We start from the raw sequence: 16,474 nt of genomic DNA on the forward strand, positions 1-16,474 counted from the left end.
GTTCAATATAAAACAAGCTACTGTGTAATGCATAGTACTTTAGTTTTGTGAAAGAATTAAATCAAAAACCGAAGACGATAAAACCAGAATCATGAAAAAATTGCAACTACTTGTTTTACTGGCTGTTATACTTTGTATATCAAATGTATATGGTCAGGCCCCTGCCGGGAAGATCCAGGGTATTATTAAAGATGCCGAGGCTAATTCCTTACCCGCGGCCTCTGTTACCCTTAAAAAAGCCAAGGATTCCAGCGTGGTGAAAATAGAAGTGGCCGATAAGAACGGTGCTTATGCGTTTGAGAACCTGCCTTTTGATACGTACTTTTTATCGGTAAGCGCAGTGGGTTTCCAGGGTAGCAATACCGGTCTGATAACATTGACCGGCTCAGCGCTTAACCACACGGTTCCTGCCATTAGTATGAACCCGGAGGCAAAGGCAGTAGGAGGGGTTACTGTTACCTCACGTAAACCCCTGGTGGAAGCAAAACCCGGTATGATGGTGGTGAATGTTGATGCATCGCCAACCAATGCAGGTTTAAATGCTTTGGAGTTATTGGAAAAATCACCGGGTATTACGGTAGACAATGACGGTAATATTAGCTTAAAAGGTAAACAAGGTGTGCTGGTATTAATAGATGGTAAACCTACTTATATGAGTAGTGCCGACCTGGCCGCTTTTTTGAAAAATATGCAGGCCAATAATATACAGTCGGTAGAAATTATGACCAACCCTCCGGCCAAGTATGATGCTGCCGGTAATTCAGGCATCATTAATATTAAAACAAAGAAGAACATAGTAAAAGGTATGAACGGCAGCGTGGGCCTGGGTTACACACAGGGCGTTTATCCGCGTGGTTTTGCCAACCTTAACCTTAACTACCGTAACGATAAGTTTAACCTGTTTGGCAGTTATAATCCTTACCGTTTTGCGGGTTTTAATGAGCTGAATATCCAGCGTACCATCTTTAAAACAGACAAAGTAACTCCCGAGGCTTTTGCCGACCAGATATCGCATAATAAGTACTGGGGTTTTGGCCAGAATTTTAAAGTAGGCCTGGACTACAGCATTAAAAAAGATGAGATCATTGGTGTACTGGTAAATGTGAACCTGAATGATAATGATGAAAAAAGCAGGAGCGACCTGAATATGCTGAACAGCGGTAAACAACTCGATTCAAGGTTTAAATCGGCAGGTACCGAGGGCCGGAAGTTCCTGGGCGTTACCACTAACCTGAACTATAAAAAAACATTGAATAAAGAAGGCCGCGAGTTTTCTGCAGATGCCGACTATGCTTTCTATGATTCGCGTAACAACAATACTCTATATACTAACGTTGTGGATTTTGTAAGGGATACGGTGTCCAACACCTGGCTGGAAACAAAAATGCCTTCAAAGATCAATATCTATAGTTTCAAAGCAGACTATGTACACCCTTTTACAAACAAATGGAAACTGGAAACAGGGTTAAAATCAAGCTGGGTAAATACGGATAACGTGGCTGATTATATCCGCAAAGATGCACACGAGTGGATGCCGGATGACAGGAGCAATGCTTTTGATTATAAGGAGAATATTAATGCGGCTTACGGATCATTATCCGGCGAGGTAAATAAATGGAGTATCAGTGCCGGTTTACGTTTGGAGCATACCAATGCAAAGGGTAAACAAGCGGTTGGCGACTCATCCTTTAAGCGTAATTATGTAAACCTGTTCCCGAATGTAGGTGTAGGCTATAACTTTAACGAGAACAATCAGCTGAACCTGGCTTATGGCCGTCGTATAGAGCGCCCTTCTTATGATAACCTGAACCCTTTTGTTTTCTTCCTGGACTCCTTAACCTATAACCAGGGTAACCCTTACCTGAAACCACAGATCACGGATAATATTGAGTTGTCGCATACCTTCCTGAAGTTCATTACCACTACGGTAAACTACAGTGTAACCAACGATGTGATTGCCGAGATGCTGAAACAGGAAGGTAGAAAAACTTTCCAGACAAGAGAGAACGTAGCTAAGTTGTCGCAGATCGGTATAGCAGTGATGGTGAATACGCCCATTAAAAAATGGTGGACTATCAGTACTTACTTAAATGCTTACAATAACCATTTTGAAGGTTTTTATAATGGCGACCCCATCGATATTCAGATGACTACTTTTATGGGTAATATGAGCAATAGCTTTAATTTGGGTAATGGATGGAATGCCGAATTAAGCGGCTGGTACCGTAGTAAAGGAACGGAAGGTTTACTGGTACTGAATGATCTGTGGGCTATGAATGCAGGTGTAAGCAAACAGGTGTTAAAGAAAAAAGGCACTATCCGTTTGTCGGTTAGGGATATGTTCTACACGCAGAAAGTAAGCGGTCATGTACTATACAGCGATATTGATGTGAATTTATCCAATGTGCGTGATACCCGCCAGGTGAGTATAGGCTTTACCTACCGTTTTGGTAAAACCAATATTGCCCAGGCCCGTCAGCGTAAAAGCGGCGCCAGCGATGAGCAAAACCGTGTAGGCGGTGGCGGTGGCCAAAATTAAAAAGCATTTTTAGTTCACCGGCTGCGGTTCCCTGATCAGGCTGCTGTTGCGACGCTCCGTTTAACATTTGTAATGCTATTGAACAGTTTTATATAAAAGTTGAGCAACATTTCTTACTCAGCATATATCACAACAAAGGGGCTGATTCATCAGTCCCTTTGTTTATTATAACAGGCAAAGATCATTCCTTGTAAGGAAATAACCGGAGCAAAGCCGCATAGATGCTGTTATGTAAAATAGTAGCATGGTTCTCGCTCTCCATCACATTCAGGTGCAGGCTCAGGTTTTTGTTTTTGGCTGCCAGTAATAGCTGGTATAATTCCTTTGCTTCTTTTACCATGGTCTTGTGTTCGTTTTTACCTACTGCAATATATACATAGGTGGCACTATCTGCCTGTTGCTGTAAAAGGGTAGTTGCTTTTTTTAGCATGCTTTCATCATCCCACCATAAACTGGGGCTTACAATAAGATAATGGGAAAATAATGAGCGTTTGTGTAATAATATTTCAGTAGCCAATAAACCGCCCAGGGATTGACCAATGATGTAACGGGTAGCAGTAGTTTTATAATTGGCCGAAACATAAGGTAATAACTCTTCTTCCACGAAACGTATAAAGGGTGCTGAATGACCCGTAGTAGGATAGTCTTTTTTCAGGTCCTTCAAATCGGTATGATGGGTAAAATCTCTTTTACGGTCTACATTGGCAATGCCTACCATTATACAATCCGGCATTTGCATCTGCAGGTTGAAAAACTGTACTAAGCCGGCAATATGTAAAAAATCTTCGTGCATACTACCATCCAGCAAATAAATAACAGGGTAGGCTTTGGTACTGTCATAATTTTGTGGCAGGTAAATATTCAGCGTTCTGTTCTCATTGAGTATAGTTGAGTGGATGGTTCTTATTTCACCAATAGTTAAAGGTGTTTTGTTATTAGCCTGTGTATACCCTTTAAAAACGGTGGTTAATAAAAATGTAAGTACGAATAATGCTCTCATATATGTAAAATAAGGAGCAAAATACTTAATTAATTACAAAGGAAGCTGACACTTAATTTCCACTGATCACGAAACTTGTTTCTTTCACCGCCGATTTATCCTTTTTAATGAGCTGGAGCTGGTCTGTATCAAACCGGAACTGGTCGGTTTCGGTCCAGCTCCAGCTTTTACCCTCACGAATATTGATAGCTTCTACGGTATACGTAATATTGATGGTATTGCCCTTTGTAGTGATATTGATATTTTTAAAACTATCCTGTATGGTAGCGCCATCCGGTGTGGTAGGACAGTTTTGCAGCTCTTGTAAAACGGTATTGTCTTTACGGAACCAGTATTTCAAAAAATCAAGGTGTGTATGGGAGCATTGGTAGCCCAGGTCCAGGGCCGATAGTATTTTACATTTCAGGTTGGATCTTTCCGGTGTAGCCTGTCCGTCCCAGCTGCATTCATTACCCACAAAAGTAGCTACATAAGCCAGGGCAGCTTTTTCCGGGTCGGTGATGGTTTTACAATAGGCTTCGTTGATCACCATCGTGTTTAATGAATCTTTTATGGTGGCGTCATACTTTTTTGTTCCGGAGAGAAAACTGATGTTTTTATCGGTGAGTGTAAGCCCTTTTATCCTTTTAGCAGCTACCAGGAATGCGGTATAATCCAGCACTTCGCTGTCACCGGCATACCTTATACTATCCATTTTCCAGGTTATAGCAATTTCATCGCCCCGTACAAAATGGTATTCACTGTCGTAAATTAAACCGATGGTATCCGTGTTCTTTTTAACGAAACACAGGTAGTAATCGCCATCATCGTTAAACTTAATAAACTCCAGTGTATCGGTATAGGGTTGATTGAGGACAATGTTTTCGCCGGGGCGTAAAGGTGTGGTTACTGTAAAAGTGGTAACACTATCATTTTTTGATGCAGGATGTTGACTGTTATTTGGATTATTACATGCCAGCAGCGATAGAAGGAGCAATACGATTATAAGCTTCATCTGACTTTTATTTAATGAAATATTATTCCTGTTGTATCCATTCAAATTTCCCGTCTTTAAGATAGATCACACCACCGCCGCATGATTCGGCGGCATGGATAAAGATACCGTCGTTTGGCAGCCGGATCTTTGCTGTTTCCGGAACCTGGTCTTCACCAATGATCTCACCTTCATCGTTCACGTTGTTCCAGTAAATATCGCCCTTTTGTGCTTTTTCAAAAACACCTACCCAGTCAAGGTCATCAAAGCCCTGTTGCAATACATCCTTGCCTGCACCCAGGAGGGTGGAGGTATGGTTGCCGAATTTTATCAGCAGCCCGTATTTTTTGTTGCTGGTATGTTGTATGAGTTGTACACTGTCAGTTAAGTTATCTCCATCCAGGTCGGCCAGGATATAGTTGGGTTTGTGCAGGGGCGATAAAATAATGGTATCCTTTGTACCGGCGGTTGTTACTGCCGGTTTGGGAGTAGTATTAGTAACAGGAATGCTGTCCTTAGCTGTTGTGGGCGGTGTTTGTTTTGTATCGCTGCAATGCGTGAATATAAAAAGCAGGGCCGTGAAATATAGTAAGCGCATGAAGGTATAAATATTTTATAGGGTGAATTAAACCTGATCCTGCAAAAATAAGACCGGTTCTTTTTCCGACCATAAAAGGTTGCCCGGTAGTTCCTGGCTGGATAATTCAATATGAATTACCCGGCGTTTTTTGTGATTCGTACTACGGCCGGAGCTGTGCAGGGTTAAGGGTTTCATAAACATAATGCCACCTTGTTTTACCGGGCAGTCAACCTCTTGTTCAACAGACCAGTCAATGGTTTCGGGGCGATATATTTTTTTGAGGTGTGAGCCTGGAATGACTTTCAGGGCGCCATTGTTTTCATCCGTATCATCGAGGTGAATACGGATGGTAGTAATGTTTTCCAATATTTGTACCGGAGGTTGTACAGCAAACTGGTTGTGTTTCTGTGTCCAGTTGATAAAACCCTGTAGTTCCTTTTTTTTGTCAACCGAGATGGTGAGATCCTGGTGGTAAGCCACATACCAGTTGGAAGAACCTGGTTTGTCGAAGTAAATACTTTTTACCACGAAATAATGTTGCCCCATTATACCAGTGAGGAGGTTTTTTACCTTTTGGGTAAAGATAAGTTCAGCTACCTGGGGTACTTCTTTTAAAAACTGCCGGATAGCAAAGAGATCGGCCGATTTACGGAAATTTGTTTTGCCGGTATCCGTGTTTTCAATTTGCTGTATTATATTGTTTACCTCTTCCGTTGTATACAGGTTGTCAACGATAACAAAACCATCTTTCCGGAGTTGTTGCTGCACTGTCATGCTTGGTTACTTTAATCTTGTCTGATGCGTAACAAAGGTAAGCTTGTTATAGCTGGTGTTAGCAGTTTAACATTGATAATATATGATGCCGGGGTAGTTGCCTGGCCATGTACTGTAGCTGAAAGGCTGCACGACTGGCAGTAGTAGCTGCAATGACAGGCCGGTGCGTTGGCCTTGCACTACTACCAAAGGCGTGAACAGTAGCTGAGCAATGCAATGAAGCAGACAGCCCCGGACGGGGAGCCTGTAAAATGACAGGTGGTATGGTAAAAAGATGTTTACTTGGTAATAGTGTTTATATTTGATGTTTAAATTAGTTTGTTATGCCTTCATTTGATATTGTAAGTAAAGTAGATGCGCAAGCATTGGATAATGCGGTGAATGTGGTTACAAAAGAGATTGGTAACCGTTTTGATTTTAAAGGTGCACATATTGTGATTGACCTGGATAAGAAGAGCTTTTTAATTAAGCTGGAAACGGATGATGATATGAAGATGCGCCAGTTACTGGATGTACTGGTGAGCCGTGCACATAAACAGGGAATAGCTCCCGAAGCTTTTGATTTAAGTAAAGAAGGCAGCCAGGTAGGCAAGGCCTGGAAGAAGGAAGTGCAGGTGCGGAATGGCCTGAAACAGGAGGATGCCAAGAAGGTGGTAAAGTTCATTAAAGACGCCGGTTTGAAAGTGCAGGCTTCCATTAACGATGACCTGGTACGGGTTACCGGCAAAAAAATTGATGACCTGCAGACCGTGATACAGGCCGCAAAGGGCTGGGACCTGGGTGTGCCGCTTCAGTTTGAGAATATGCGTTCATAACCTGTGCATAACTGCCTGTTTTAGCGCTTTTCCGGTGCATAACCTGGTGCATAACCGGTGCATACTAAAGTAGCAGAATATTTGGAAAAGGTCGTTATGTGATGTAACTTAGACTTAATAAACGTTACGATAAATGTAACCACAAGACGGATAATAATCTATTGTTAATCAATAAGTTTTAGCTGTCGTAAATTGTAGTAACAGGAAATTGTAATGCGGATGGGTAAAGCTTTGAAAAAAGTAATATTCATTCAAAAAGCATCGGGTTAATTATGTTTTTTATTACGATAAAGAATGTAAAAAACTTGATGCTTTTTTTATGCCCTGTAACAAGCCCTTGTTTAATACGCTGTTAAACAAGGGCTTGTTGTGTTTAAGGGCTTTAACCTACTCTTCGGCTGTATTTTTAAGCTGGCCTAAAATACTGTAAGCATTTTGTGTGGCAATAATGCTTCCCCCCGGCAAATTATCACTGTTTATTTCTACCATACCATTATTGTTAATACCCGTTTCAACAGGCAGGAGTTTAAAAGTGTTATTGCCCTGGTACAATAATACCATTTGCTCGCTGCCATGTCTTACCAATGATTGTTCAGGCACTGCAATGGCTTCTTTATTTACAATATGAATACGGCCCTGTATGAACATACCGGGTAATAAACCGGGCGGGGTGCCGTCAAAATGACAATGCACTTCGGCATTCCTGCTATCGGAAATGTTTTTGTTAATAAGGTGAACGCTGGCCTTATAGGATTGTTGAGGATCGTTAACAGCCGCAATTTCCACTGACTGTCCCTTGTTGATAAAGAGCAGGTCTTTTTCGTACACATTGAGGGTAGCATGAATATCACCGGGATCAATAAGCTCGAACAGGATATCGGAAGCTGTTACATATTTACCCGTGTTTACATTTACCTTGCTTACATAACCGCTGATAGGCGCCCGTAATACCACAGACCTTGATATATTATTTTCGTTTAAGCCGGCAGGGTTGATGCCAATAAGCCTGAGCTTTTCATCAAAAGCTTTTACCAGTATCTGTTGTGTTTTTAATTCACTGGCTACCTGCTGGTATATTTTTTCGGAGTTGGCATTGTTTTCCTGCAGGGTTTTTTGCCGCTGATGGTCCAGCTCCAGGTAAGCCTGCCGGGCTTTTGCTATCAGGTAATCCTGTTGCAGCTGAATGATGGCAGGATCTTCCATAGTGGCCAGCACATCGCCTTTGTTCACTTTCATGCCCGGGATAAGCCGGGTGCTTTTTAAATAGCTGTTATAGGGGAAGCTTACCGATACAATGTTTTGCGGGGGCACATCTATCTGCCCGTTGACTTCCACTGTGCCGTTAATGGCCTGGCGGCGCACAGTATCCAGTTGTATACCGGCATGTTGCATTTGTTCGGCCGTTAAAGTTACCTGGTCTTTTTCTGTTTCCTTTTTTTCAGGAGCGGCTTCTTTTTTGGAAGAACAACTCATGAGGGTAATAAGGATGATCAAAAGATTTATATGCTGTTTCATAACTGATCGTTTTGTTGTAGTTGCGGTTAGTTGGATAATAAATATTCCAGCTGTATAATATTGTAGTTATAGTTTTTTATGGCCTGCTGGTACTGTATCCGCGTGTTGATAGCATTACCTGCAAGCGCTGTCCATTCGGCATAGCTTATATTACCTGCCCGGAAGTTTTGCTGCGCATATTGCAATACCTGCTGTGCCTGGGCCAGGCCAATGGTTTCATATTGTGTGATCATATTGCTGTTGATCTGCAGTTGCCGGGTAGCCGTTTGCAGGTTATTGTCCAGCTCCTGTGCGGTGGCGGCTGTTTGTTTTTTTGCAATTGTTTCTTTGGAACGGGCTGCTTTGATTTTTGCTTTGGCCGCCTGGTTAAAAATAGGTATGGCCACTGTGGCATTGACCGTGTGAAAACGGTGACCTGCGTCATAGTATTGCTGGTTAACACCATCAGCGCTCTGGTAACCGATAATAGACTGGTTGCTGTAACCAATACTGATATCGGGTGTTAACCGGCTTTGTTCAGTTTGCGTAAAGGCATTGGCTGCCATCTCATTGCTTTGGGTATAAGCCAGTAAGCTATGGGCTCCCGTGCCTGTGTTATCATTTACCTGCATTTCTTTTTTAAAGCTGGTATATACCGGCAGTTGCGGCGCGGCACTATTGCATAACCGCTGCAGCTGTAACAAAGCGGCTGTTTTATCTTTTTGCAAATCTTCTTTTTGCAGGCTGAATTGTAATAACTGCATATTGATGGCGCTTACATCCAGCTGATCGGTTTCGCCCGTCTTTTGCCGGATATTGGCGGTGTGCAACAGGTTTTTATAGGTGCTGTCCAACTCAATGAACAGCTTCTCGGTTTCCAGCAGGTATACCAGGTGGTAGAAAGTATATTTCACTTCCTGAACCAATGCGGCTTCGCGTGAGCGGGTATAGTGCCCCTGGGTGTTCAGTTCTGCTTCGTAGTATTTTTTTTGACGGCTGTAAATTACCGGCAGGCCAAAGCCCTGGCTGATAAAAAAGCGGCTGTCATTTTTAATACTGCTGATGCCTCCATATTCGGCTCCTATTTCTGTTTTCGGCAATTCCACTGTGTTACTTGCCATGGCCTTCCAGTAATGTTGCTGTTCCTTTACCGCCTGCAGGGATAAATTATTCCGCAGGGCCTGCTGTATGGCACTATCCAGGCTGATATTGTCCTGGGCGTTAGCAAAACCTGTAAGTAACAATGCCGGTATTAATATGGCTGCTGCTGTTGTTTTTGTTTTGCGTTTTGGTTTACGCTCCATTAAATTGTAAATAATAGGCAGTATCACCAGTGTTAAAATAGTGGCGCTGATCAAACCACCGATCACTACCGTTGCCAAAGGCCGTTGTACTTCCGCACCGGCACCCTGGCTGAGTGCCATAGGTAAAAAGCCAAGTGAGGCAACGGCAGCGGTCATCAGTACGGGCCTTAGTCTTACCAATGCTCCCTGCATAATGATGTTTTTTATATCTGTTTGTTGTTCTTTGAGTTTATTGAATTCTGCTATCAGTACAATGCCGTTCAGCACCGCCACGCCGAACAGGGCAATAAAGCCTACGCCGGCTGAAATACTGAAAGGCATACCTCTAAGCCATAAAGCAAATACACCACCAATAGCAGATAAGGGAATAGCGGAAAAAATGAGTATGCTGTATTTTACAGAGCCAAATGCGAAGTAGAGCATCACCAGTATCAGTAATAATGCCGCGGGTACGGCAATGGATAAGGTAGCTTTTGCGTTCACCAGGTTTTCAAACTGACCTCCATATTGAATACTGTAACCGGGAGGTAGTTTTAATTGTCGTTGTACTTTATTATCCAGCTCATGTACCACCGATTCCACATCGCGGTTGCGTATATTAAAGCCTACCATGATACGCCTTTGCGCATTTTCCCTTTGTATCTGGTTGGCGCCTTCTTTAATGCTTACATCTGCCACCAGGTATAAAGGTATCTGGTCGCCCGACGGGGTGGCAATAAGCAGGTTTTGTACAGACTCTAGGCTATTGGCCTGTGACTTATCCATGCGTACAACAAGGTCGTACCGTCTTTCGTTTTCGTAAACGGTACCCGCCACATCACCTGCAAATGCCGCACGTATCAAACGGTTTACTCCGGCAATACTCAGGCGGTACTGAGCAAGTAATTCCCGTTTATACTCCACAACTATCTGTGGTAAACCGGTTACTGTTTCAATATAAATATCCTTGGCCCCGTCTACTGATCCAACCACCGTGCCCAGCTTGCCGGCAATAGCAGCCAGGCTGTCCAGGTCTTCGCCGAATATTTTACACACTACATCCTGTTTTGCGCCGGAAATGAGTTCGTTAAAACGCATTTGTACCGGGAACTGGAAGCCGCTGGTAAGTCCCGGTATCACTTTCATGGCATTACTCATTTTATTGGCCAGCTCCTCGAAACTGCTTGCCGATGTCCATTCGCTTTTGGGTTTCAGACTGATCATGATATCGGTCATTTCCAAAGGCATAGGATCGGTGGGTATTTCACTGGCGCCAATACGGGTGACTATTTTTTCTACTTCCGGGAATTTATTTTGTAAAATATGTACGGCCTGCTGCGTTACTTTGATGGTTTCGGTCAGTGAGCTGCCGGTCAGCAAACGGGCATCCACAGCAAAGTCACCTTCCTCCATCTCCGGTATAAATTCACCACCCAGGCGGCTCATCGTAAAAATGGCCAGGGCAAATAAAACAATAGTAGCTGTGATGATGGTTTTGGGGAACTGCAATGCCTTGCCCAATACCGGCTGGTATAGTTTTTTAAGCCGGTTCATCATTCTGTCGGCAAAGTTTTCCTTTGTTACCGGTTTTCTCGATAGCAGCATCGAGGCGATCATAGGGACATAGGTGAGCGATAGAATAAAAGCACCTATCAGGGCAAAGGCCACGGTTTGTGCCATGGGTTTAAACATCTTGCCTTCAATGCCGGTAAGGGTAAGTATGGGCAGGTAAACAATTAAAATAATGATCTGGCCAAATACGGCTGCATTCATCATTTTTCCTGCCGCCTGTTCTACTTCGGCATTTAACTGTTCCTTGCTGATGGCGTTGGTGCCGGGTAATAAACGGTTATGTGCCAGCCGGTGTAATACGGCTTCAATAATAATTACAGCACCATCTACGATCAGGCCAAAATCCAGCGCCCCCAGGCTCATTAAATTACCTGATACACCAAAGAGGTTCATCATAATGACGGCGAATAACATGGCCAGGGGAATAACGGATGCTACAATGAGGCCTGCCCGCCAGTTGCCCAGGAACACTATTAATACCAGTAAAACAATTAATGCTCCTTCGATCAAGTTGGTCTTTACCGTTTTAATGGCCCTGTCCACCATCTTGGTCCGGTCATAAAATGTTTCCAGCTCAACTCCTTCGGGTAATGTTTTTTTTATTTCCTCAACCTTCATCTTTACCAGTTCTATTACCTGCGAGGCATTGGCGTTTTTTAACATCAGTACCACTGCTCCGGCTACCTCTCCTTCATCTTTATAAGTCATAGCGCCGTAACGGACAGTATGCCCGGTCTGTACTTTGGCCACATCCCGTATAAAAACAGGCGTGCCATCCGGCGTATATTTTACAACGGTCTGTTCAATTTCTTTGATGCTTTTGGCCAGGCCTTCTGTTTTAATGAACAGGGCAGTAGGACCATGCTCAATATAAGCGCCACCGGCATTCTGGTTGTTGTTTTCCAGGGCTTCAAATACTTCGGCCATGGTTACGTTCATGCTTTTTAACTGGCCGGGAATAACGGCTACTTCATATTGTTTCAGGTAACCGCCAAAGCTGCTTACATCGGCCACCCCGGGCGTACCCAGCAATTGCCGTCTTACAATCCAGTCCTGGATAGAACGTAATTCCGCCAGGTCGTATTTGCCTTCATAGCCTTTTTTCGGTTTCAGGATATACTGGTAGATCTCTCCGATACCCGTTGTGGGCGGGGCTAATTCGGGAGTACCTGCTTCGGGCGGGATATTCTCTTTTGCCAGCATCAGCCGTTCGGCTACCTGCTGCCGGGCCCAGTACACATCGGTATGATCGTTAAAAACAACGGTTAATACAGAAAGGCCGAAACGGGAAATGGAACGCATTTCCGTAATACCGGGAATATTGGCACAGGCCTGCTCTAAAGGAAAAGTAACCAGTCGTTCCACCTCGGGAGCGGCCAGCGCAGGGGAAACGGTTATAACCTGTACCTGATTACTGGTAATATCAGGCAAGGCATCGATAGGTAGTTGTTTAAGATGAAAGATACCTGCTACTAACAGGCCCAATGTACATAAACCAACTAACAGCTTATTCCTTACGGAAAAGCGGATAATTGCATTTAACATGAGTAAATGATTTACGCCTTAGAAAATAAATAGTAATAACGCGGACTATATATGGGCGTAACGGGGCGGCTGAAAAACGCCGAAGGCTTTATGTTCGGGGATATAAACAATGAGCGGGGTAAACACTTTTTCGGTTGTACACTCAGGGCGCTCTATTTCAATAGTAACAGGTGCAGTGTAACAGAAAGACGCAAAAAGCATATTGCAGTCAATGGTCCGGAAAGGTAATTGCTGGTCCTGCTGAAAATCATCATCTACCTGTATGGGTTGCAGGTAATGGATCCTGATGAACTTGGTAAAGGCCATTTCCGGATCGGTTTGCTGATGCACTTTGAAGTGTTTTACCAGGTATGGTATGCGCAATAACTGATGCCCTTCACCATAAGCGGTAAGGTACACCAGGAAAAATGTTATGGCGAAAAAACGTTTCAACGGGGCGAATGTACATAAAATGATTAAAATACAAAAAGCGGGGGTATAATTAGCCTATGCGTGTGGAAATAATAACGGTTTGAGGGACTGCTGATGCACTCTTTGTATAATGTTGCCTGCAGTTTGTTGGTAGCCAGGTTGCTATAAGGTGAGTGCTTCAGGTAATGCAAAAGGGATCAGGTGCGGTCAGTAATATAAAATACGGTATCAATAAAAAATAAGAGTCCTTCTTTTTTAATTATATTTTCATCGTGCATGTCTTCTAACAATAAATTGAATTCATTGTTGTAATAGTCGTGTCTTTTGAGATGCTTAAAACCATTAAAGGTAAGGAGCTCATCAATGTTTTCGAGAGATGCCTGGTCGCCTTGAACATATGCTTGCTGGAGGATGACACATAAATCTGCTTCTTTGTTGTAAGTGAAGCCGTTCAATTGGTAGGCTGTTGAAGGGAATAGCAGGTTGTGTATAACTAAACTCGTAAAGTATTCGCTCCATGTGGCGTAATAAATGGCATCATTAACTTTAAGAACATGCTTCAGATCCGCAGATAAGTATACTAAAGGTTCTCCGCCTCTGGTTAGATATAAAGCGTCCGGAGGTAGCGATTCGCTCCAGACGCCATTACGTTTTGCGTAGTTTATGAGAAAGTTTTTCTCGTTTTCTTTAATGAGTAATCTACTTTCGAATTCGCTTTTAATAGTTGTACTTGCGCCAAAGCTTTGGATAAGGTGGTTGCGGATTGTTGCGCAAGAATCCGTTGTCCCTTGAAGGATAACTCCGTTAACGATATTTTGAAGTTGTTTTCGGATTTCATCTGGAATCATTTTAACAAAATTACGAAATTTTTAAAATATCGGTTGATAGGGGGCGAAAGCGGCTGTGTAGCGGTCGGGGTTATAAGTTGAAGGGTGTTTCCGCTTTACGACAGAAACACCCTTCTATTAAGTGCTAACTACTTTTCGGAAGCACTAAAATGCTTTTGTACCTGCTTTTTTTAATGGTTGAGCCGGGGGATTTTTTACATATTTTTCCAGCCACTCAAACTGTTCTGCCAGTGTGTGCATAATGCTTTCTTTAGCCTGGTAACCATGACTTTCAAATGGCAGGCTTACAAATTTTACCGTACCACCATGGCCCTTAATTGCATTGAACATGCGTTCGCTTTGAATGGGGTAGGTGCCGGTATTGTTATCGGCTTCGCCATGTATGAGTAATAAAGGTGTTTTTATTTTATCCGCGTAACTGAACGGGCTCATGTTATTGTACAATTCAGGAGCCTGCCAGTAGGTACGGTCTTCATTCTGGAAGCCAAATGGCGTTAAGGTCCTGTTATAAGCACCACTGCGGGCAATACCACCTTTAAAAAGGTTGGTATGGGCCAGTAAGTTAGCAGTCATAAAAGCACCATAACTGTGACCGCCAACGGCCACTCTTGTACTGTCGCCCACACCTAAGGCGGCCAGTTTGTTAATAGCTGCTGCAGCATTCATGCGTAACTGCTCAACAAAATTATCGTTTGGTTTTTTAGCCGTATCGGTTGCTACAATCGGCATTTCGGCATTGTTCAGTACGGCATAGCCCTGTGTAACATAATAAACAGGTGAACCCCAGTTTAATAAGGTAAAACGGTGTTTACTGCCACGTATCTGGGCGGCATCGGCTGCAGAGTTATACTCGGCAGGGTAGGCCCAGATAAATACCGGCAAGGGACCATCACGTTTAGCATCATATCCTTTGGGCAGGTAGAGGTCACCGGTCAGGGTTACGCCGTCTTCCCGCTGGTATGATATTTTTTCCTTGCTTACACCTTTAAGCTGCGGATAAGGATCGGTAAAACTGGTGAGCTGCTGATCAGCCACACGTAACCGTAAATTCTTTAACCAGTAATTGGGTACTTCATTCTCAGTTTCCTTACGGGTAATGATGGTGAGTTTGTTTGGGTCCAGTACCCGGGTAATGCTCTCAAAAGTTCCTTCTTTACTGCGCCATAAGGTATCTGCTTTTTTGGTATGCAGGTCAAAAGAAATTAAAAAGGGCAGGTCGCCTTTAGGTGAGCTGCCGGTGGGATTGTTGAATAATATTTTATTGCCATTATCAATGGTAACGGCCACGTTGCGGCCATATTGATTGGGAGCGGTTACTACCATACCGGGGTTGTTATAGGCATCGGTGGTATTACGGGTGATCAATGTTTCCAGGTCGCCGGTTACGGTAAAGTAACGGTCGATCTGTGTTACCTGCTTGCTGCGTAAACCTTCTGTTACCAATGCATTTTCGCCATCGCTCCAGGTAGTGCCAAAATAACGCATCCTGGTTTTAAACAGCTCGTCGGCCTTACCGGTGAAGGGCGCTTTTAATTCATACACCGCATCGCGGAATTCGGCTTTGTTTTTTATCAAACCACTGTCCAGCGCTTCGCACCAAAGCAGGGAGGCAGGAGCGTTACTGCGCCAGGTATAACTGCGGGGCCCAGGTTGTACATTATCGTTACCACCCGGCGCCGTTTCACTGGAAGGTAAGTTAGTAATATGTTTTACCAGTTTACCGGTAGCATCCAGTACCTGTAAGCTGCTATTGAAGCCTGAAGCCGGTACCAGGTAGGAGAAAGGTTTTTTCAGGGTGCGGGTGAGTAAGTATTTTTTATCGGGGGATATATTTACATCCGCATAAATAGCCGGTTGTCCTATTTTGGTTTCTACGCCATTTACATTTTTTACCAGTTGGGTGGTGGCATAAAAAGCAAATAATTCTTCATCGTAGGGCGATTTGATCATATCCTGGTAAGTGGGGCGGGGAGAGGCTTTGCCATAGTTTTCCTGGATGGTTGGTCCTTTGGGTGCCAAAGGCTTGGCCGGGGCAGCTGAAGCCGGCTTAACGATTGTATAGTACAACAGGGTATTGTTATCAAACCATTGCATGCCGTTCATGATGGTATTCAGCGGCTGTTTATTCACCTTAACTGCTTTGCGGGTGGCTACATCAATAACATAAAGATCAGTGCCGCTATTGGTGGTATTGGTAACGGCAATTTTTTTGCTGTTATCACTCCAGCTTATGCCGGATGCAGAAAGCGGGCTGGGTAAGCCGGTTATTTTCAATTCCGGTCCGCCTTTCAGGCTTTTTAAGTATAAGTTATTGATAAAGGTTTGCCTGCTGGGTGCAAAATTCTTCGGGTTGATCCTTAGCCCCGCGATCTTTAATTCCGGCTGGGCCAGCTCTTCAATCGAGGGGTAGCTGTTCCTTTCGAGGAACAGCATCCATTCGCCGTTTTCACTGATGCTAACGGATGGCGTGGGTTTTACCGAAACCAGGTCCACAATATCTTTGGGCGGGGTTTTGTAACCTGCATCGTCCTGTGCAGTGGCTGATTGTGCAGCAATCAGCAATAAAGCAAAGAGGCCTTGTTTTATCATGCTTGGTTGTTTTGATGAGTAGGTTGCAATTTAAGTTAAATAATGGAGCAT

At 43.6% G+C, this 16,474-nt stretch carries 11 protein-coding genes; 2 read left to right on the forward strand and 9 right to left on the reverse strand.

From position 1 onward, the window contains the following. Positions 1–91: 91 nt before the first annotated feature. Positions 92–2,539, forward strand: a complete 2,448-nt coding sequence (locus ACFS6H_RS13530; protein ID WP_386099678.1) for a TonB-dependent receptor domain-containing protein — start codon at positions 92–94, stop codon at positions 2,537–2,539. A gap of 181 nt (positions 2,540–2,720) precedes the next feature. Here ACFS6H_RS13530 and ACFS6H_RS13535 read toward each other — a convergent pair whose 3' ends face one another. Genes ACFS6H_RS13535 through ACFS6H_RS13550 form a run of 4 tightly spaced genes read right to left on the reverse strand, consistent with a single transcriptional unit; the run spans position 2,721 to position 5,866 of the window. Continuing rightward, a complete protein-coding gene (locus tag ACFS6H_RS13535) occupies positions 2,721–3,539 on the reverse strand; it encodes an alpha/beta hydrolase (RefSeq protein WP_386099681.1) in 819 nt (272 codons plus the stop codon). A gap of 52 nt (positions 3,540–3,591) precedes the next feature. After that, entirely contained in the window at positions 3,592–4,533 is a 942-nt protein-coding gene (locus ACFS6H_RS13540) for a hypothetical protein (RefSeq protein WP_386099684.1), read from the reverse strand. Positions 4,534–4,555: 22 nt separating this feature from the next. After that, positions 4,556–5,110, reverse strand: coding sequence for a hypothetical protein (locus ACFS6H_RS13545; protein ID WP_386099687.1), 555 nt, complete (start codon positions 5,108–5,110; stop codon positions 4,556–4,558). A gap of 27 nt (positions 5,111–5,137) precedes the next feature. Next, positions 5,138–5,866, reverse strand: a complete 729-nt coding sequence (locus ACFS6H_RS13550; RefSeq protein WP_386099690.1) for a phytanoyl-CoA dioxygenase family protein — start codon at positions 5,864–5,866, stop codon at positions 5,138–5,140. Between the two features lie 323 nt (positions 5,867–6,189). Between ACFS6H_RS13550 and ACFS6H_RS13555 the strand changes: the two genes are divergently transcribed. Continuing rightward, positions 6,190–6,681: a YajQ family cyclic di-GMP-binding protein gene (locus tag ACFS6H_RS13555; RefSeq protein WP_386099693.1), complete on the forward strand. Its 492-nt coding sequence runs from the start codon at positions 6,190–6,192 to the stop codon at positions 6,679–6,681. Positions 6,682–7,068: 387 nt separating this feature from the next. Here the strand turns inward: ACFS6H_RS13555 and ACFS6H_RS13560 are convergent, their stop codons facing one another. The 5 genes from ACFS6H_RS13560 to ACFS6H_RS13580 all read right to left on the reverse strand — a co-directional run bounded on the left by ACFS6H_RS13560 (position 7,069) and on the right by ACFS6H_RS13580 (position 16,423). Continuing rightward, positions 7,069–8,196, reverse strand: coding sequence for an efflux RND transporter periplasmic adaptor subunit (locus ACFS6H_RS13560; RefSeq protein WP_386099696.1), 1,128 nt, complete (start codon positions 8,194–8,196; stop codon positions 7,069–7,071). A gap of 26 nt (positions 8,197–8,222) precedes the next feature. Further along, entirely contained in the window at positions 8,223–12,575 is a 4,353-nt protein-coding gene (locus tag ACFS6H_RS13565) for a CusA/CzcA family heavy metal efflux RND transporter (RefSeq protein ID WP_386099699.1), read from the reverse strand. 45 nt (positions 12,576–12,620) lie between these two features. Then, positions 12,621–13,007, reverse strand: a complete 387-nt coding sequence (locus tag ACFS6H_RS13570) for a hypothetical protein (protein WP_386099702.1) — start codon at positions 13,005–13,007, stop codon at positions 12,621–12,623. Positions 13,008–13,183: 176 nt separating this feature from the next. Continuing rightward, a complete protein-coding gene (locus ACFS6H_RS13575; RefSeq protein ID WP_386099705.1) occupies positions 13,184–13,834 on the reverse strand; it encodes a putative polyvalent protein kinase domain-containing protein in 651 nt (216 codons plus the stop codon). 144 nt (positions 13,835–13,978) lie between these two features. Next, positions 13,979–16,423 carry an alpha/beta hydrolase family protein gene (locus ACFS6H_RS13580; protein WP_386099708.1) on the reverse strand — a complete coding sequence of 815 codons (2,445 nt, stop codon included), beginning with the start codon at positions 16,421–16,423 and terminating at the stop codon, positions 13,979–13,981. Between the last annotated feature and the right edge of the window lie 51 nt (positions 16,424–16,474).

Source organism: Terrimonas rubra (assembly GCF_042686025.1).
GTDB classification, from domain to species: Bacteria; Bacteroidota; Bacteroidia; order Chitinophagales; family Chitinophagaceae; genus Terrimonas; species Terrimonas rubra.

Excerpts from the sequence above, each read along its gene's own strand:
- ACFS6H_RS13555 (WP_386099693.1), top strand. The coding sequence starts at position 6,190 with ATGCCTTCATTTGATATTGTAAGTAAAGTAGATGCGCAAGCATTGGAT.
- ACFS6H_RS13565 (WP_386099699.1), bottom strand. The coding sequence starts at position 12,575 with ATGTTAAATGCAATTATCCGCTTTTCCGTAAGGAATAAGCTGTTAGTT.
- ACFS6H_RS13535 (WP_386099681.1), bottom strand. The coding sequence starts at position 3,539 with ATGAGAGCATTATTCGTACTTACATTTTTATTAACCACCGTTTTTAAA.
- ACFS6H_RS13545 (WP_386099687.1), bottom strand. The coding sequence starts at position 5,110 with ATGCGCTTACTATATTTCACGGCCCTGCTTTTTATATTCACGCATTGC.
- ACFS6H_RS13580 (WP_386099708.1), bottom strand. The coding sequence starts at position 16,423 with ATGATAAAACAAGGCCTCTTTGCTTTATTGCTGATTGCTGCACAATCA.
- ACFS6H_RS13560 (WP_386099696.1), bottom strand. The coding sequence starts at position 8,196 with ATGAAACAGCATATAAATCTTTTGATCATCCTTATTACCCTCATGAGT.
- ACFS6H_RS13540 (WP_386099684.1), bottom strand. The coding sequence starts at position 4,533 with ATGAAGCTTATAATCGTATTGCTCCTTCTATCGCTGCTGGCATGTAAT.
- ACFS6H_RS13530 (WP_386099678.1), top strand. The coding sequence starts at position 92 with ATGAAAAAATTGCAACTACTTGTTTTACTGGCTGTTATACTTTGTATA.
- ACFS6H_RS13550 (WP_386099690.1), bottom strand. The coding sequence starts at position 5,866 with ATGACAGTGCAGCAACAACTCCGGAAAGATGGTTTTGTTATCGTTGAC.
- ACFS6H_RS13575 (WP_386099705.1), bottom strand. The coding sequence starts at position 13,834 with ATGATTCCAGATGAAATCCGAAAACAACTTCAAAATATCGTTAACGGA.